The organism is uncultured Actinomyces sp. (assembly GCF_963526355.1).
In the GTDB taxonomy this organism is placed as follows: domain Bacteria; phylum Actinomycetota; class Actinomycetes; order Actinomycetales; family Actinomycetaceae; genus Actinomyces.
In genome coordinates this window covers 1-3094 of the sequence record NZ_CAUROW010000165.1, presented here as the reverse complement: position 1 = coordinate 3094, position 3094 = coordinate 1, and the positions used below count along the sequence as shown (strand labels likewise).

Genomic DNA, 3094 nt, shown 5'->3' with positions numbered 1-3094 from the left:
CGCCCTGAATTCAGCCCTCGAGGGCGATGAGGCCGTCGACGAATTCGCGGTACTGGCGCTGGGCGTCGGACATCTTGGCCCAGGTGGCGTGCGCGTCCCGGCTCATGGCCTCGTACTCCGCGTCGCCGAGGTCCATGACGGACTCGATGGCGTCGGCGATCTGCTCGGCGGTGGTCTCCACCGGGATGAGTCGGCCGTTCTCACGGTCGTGAACGATCTCGCCGGTCCCCCCGGCGGCCGTGGCCACCACCGGCAGCCCCGCCGCCTGGGCCTCCATGACGGCCACTGGCACGCCCTCGCCGTCGGAGCAGTTGAGGAAGCAGGAGAAGTCCGTCGTCGCATAGAGCTCGCGGACCTCGGCATTGGTCAGGTGCCCGGTGAAGGTGACCGGGGTCGAGTCGATCCGCTCCTCGGCCCGGGCCCGCATGGTCGCCAGGCGCTCGTCGTCGAACTCGCCGATATGGGTCCAGGTGACCTTCCGGCCGCGCTTCTCCAGCTCGGCGACGGCATCCACGATGAGGTGGACCCGCTTGTAGGGCGCCATGTGCGAGCAGGAGACGAGCTGGAAGGGCTCAGTCCGATGCCGCTCGTGGCGCGGGGCGGCCGGCACGCCCAGACGGCGCACCTCGATGGTGTCGGCCTTGGGGAAGCGACGGCGCAGGAAGCCGGCCGCGTACTGCGAGATCGGGTAGACCCGGTCCACGGCCCGCATGACGAAGCGGCGCGAGGGGACGTAGCCGCGCGGCGCGTCGGCCTCATCGACGTCGTAGGCGTGCGCCCGGGAGACGACACTGACCGGCCGCCCCCTCAGCTCGCGGCGCCGCAGCATCCCGCCCAGGGCCGCCCCGGTGAAGAACCAGTAGGAGTAGATGGTCAGGTGACCGGCCCGTTCCAGGCCGAGCTCCGGCAGGAGCCGGCGCATCCGGCCGTAGGCGCTCAGGGCGATCGCCGCGAAGCGCACATCCATCCCGAAGCGCCCCGGGTGCTTCCACGGCGGTGTCTCCACCATCCGTTCCCGGCCCAGCAGGATCTGCGGGGCGCGCAGGATCGCGTGGAAGCGCCAGTCGGGCAGCCGGGAGGCCGGCAGCAGGGCACAGCGGGCATTGGCCGGCAGCGCGCGGGTCTGACGGGCCCCCTCGCTCAGGCGCATCGGGACAACGACGACCTCGTCGTAGGCGGCGCACAGCGTCTCGATCTCCTGCTCGAGGAACTCCTCCCCCACCTCGTAGGGGTAGAAGTCGGTGAGCAGAAGCAGGCTGCGTCGGCCCGACCGCTGCGCGGTCGAGCCCGAGTCATTGCTCGGGCGCGGTACGTGCGTCATGGTCTCGTAGTCCTTCCTACCTCTCCTGGGTCTGGAAGCTGCCCACACGCTTACCAGCATCGAACTGCTTGGCGGCGTGATCGGCCAGAGCGGTGTTGGCCACCAGCAGTCCGGCCATCATGGCGCCCAGGACGTAGCAGGTGGCCAGCAGGTCCAGCGGGGACCAGTACAGCCAGGCCAGGGGCAGCGCCGTGTAGAAGACGTTGAACCCCAGCATCCAGTCCTGGTGCTCGGTGACGATGAAGAGATTCGAGATCGGCGAGGTGATGAGCATCATGAACAGCCAGGGAGTCAGGGCGCGGGCGAAGCCCCCGGACTCGGCCCACCGCTGCCCGAACATCAGCGGGAAGATCCACGGTGAGAGCACGTAGATGAGCGCGAAGGGGATGATCCCGATGAGCACCGCCCGCCTGATGGTGACCCGGACCAGCGGACGCATCTGTCCGGGCTCGATCGTGGAGAGCTTCTGGAAGAAGACCCTGGCCACGGCGCCGTTGATGAGAATGAGCGGGGCGTCCAGCACCCCCCACGCCATCTGGAACTGCCCCAGGGAGGCCACGGAGTAGCCCGAGATGAGCAGGGCGATGCCGTTGGTGCGCAGAGCGTCGCCCAGGGCATTGGGACCGTTGAGCAGCGGCATGCGACGGTAGCGGCGGGCAGCCCAGCGCAGGGAGGGCGCCTCCTCGGGGAGCCTGCGCCACAGGGCCTTGGCCTGACGTCCCAGGTTTGCGAAGGCGAAGAGCTGGCCCGCCGTGTGCCCGAGCACCAGCCCGGGCATCCCTCCCATCCCCGCCACGCCGAGGATGAACTGACCCCCGGTCAGGCCGATCTGCTGCTCGGCCTGGTTGACCGCGATCGTGCGGTAGTCGCTGTTGCGGTTGAACCAGTACTTGAACAGCTCCACGGCGGACATGAGGAAGGTGGTCAGACCCACCAATGGCATCCACAGGGCCACCTCGTGGCCCCACTGCCGGGCGATGAGACCATTGAGCGGGAAGGAGGCCACCGTGGCCAGCAGTGAGACCACCGTCAGGCACACCATGCCCAGGCGGGCCACGCTCAGCGCCTCGGACTCCTTCTTGGGCAGCATGATCGCCATGTCGTAGCGCAGCGCGGCGACCGCCACCAGGATCGAGGCCACCGAGATGTAGGTCGCCAGCAGCCCCATGTCGTGAGGGGTGTAGACCCGGGCCAGGACGATCTTCATGAGGAAGGTGACGCCCTGGGCCACGGCCGTGCCCGTCACCAGGGTCAGGACGTGGCGCAGGAACGGAGAGGAGTCCATGACCGAGCGGACCCGGGCGAGCAGCCCCGTCACTGGGCCCGACGGCGTGGCCGAGCGGTTCAGAGCTCGACCGTCCGGTTCTCGCTCGCGGAGGTCAGGACCGCCTCGACGACGTCGAGCGTGGCCACGCCCTCGGCCATGGTGACGTGGCGCTGGGCCACGCCGCGCACGGCGTCGCGGAAGTTCTCCTGCTCCAGGGCCAGCGGTTCGCGCTTGGGGATCGCGTAGCGGATGACGTCGCCCTCGCTGACCCCCCGGAAGGCGGCGACCTGGTCCCAGGTGGAGGCCACGGTGCCGTTGGCGTGGAAGGTGAGGTCACCGGTGAGGGTGTCGGCCACGAAGGCGCCCTTCTCCCCGGTGACGATCGTGACGCGCTCTTTGAAGGGTGTGAGCCAGTTGACCTGGTGGCTGACGATGATGCCGCCCTCCAGCAGACCGGTGGCCACCATCATGTCCTCGGTCTGGCGGCCGGAGCGGTGCGTGACCTG

General features: G+C 69.2%; 3 protein-coding genes. All 3 read right to left on the bottom strand.

Going from position 1 to position 3094, the window contains the following annotated elements:
* Positions 1–10: 10 nt before the first annotated feature.
* Positions 11–1321 (bottom strand): glycosyltransferase, encoded by a 1311-nt coding sequence (locus RWR81_RS13235; RefSeq protein WP_314458176.1) that lies wholly within the window; start codon positions 1319–1321, stop codon positions 11–13.
* A gap of 16 nt (positions 1322–1337) precedes the next feature.
* Positions 1338–2606 (bottom strand): oligosaccharide flippase family protein, encoded by a 1269-nt coding sequence (locus tag RWR81_RS13230; RefSeq protein ID WP_314458175.1) that lies wholly within the window; start codon positions 2604–2606, stop codon positions 1338–1340.
* 59 nt (positions 2607–2665) lie between these two features.
* The coding region (locus tag RWR81_RS13225) for a Gfo/Idh/MocA family oxidoreductase (RefSeq protein WP_399498458.1) at positions 2666–3094 on the bottom strand (429 nt) is incomplete at its 5' end.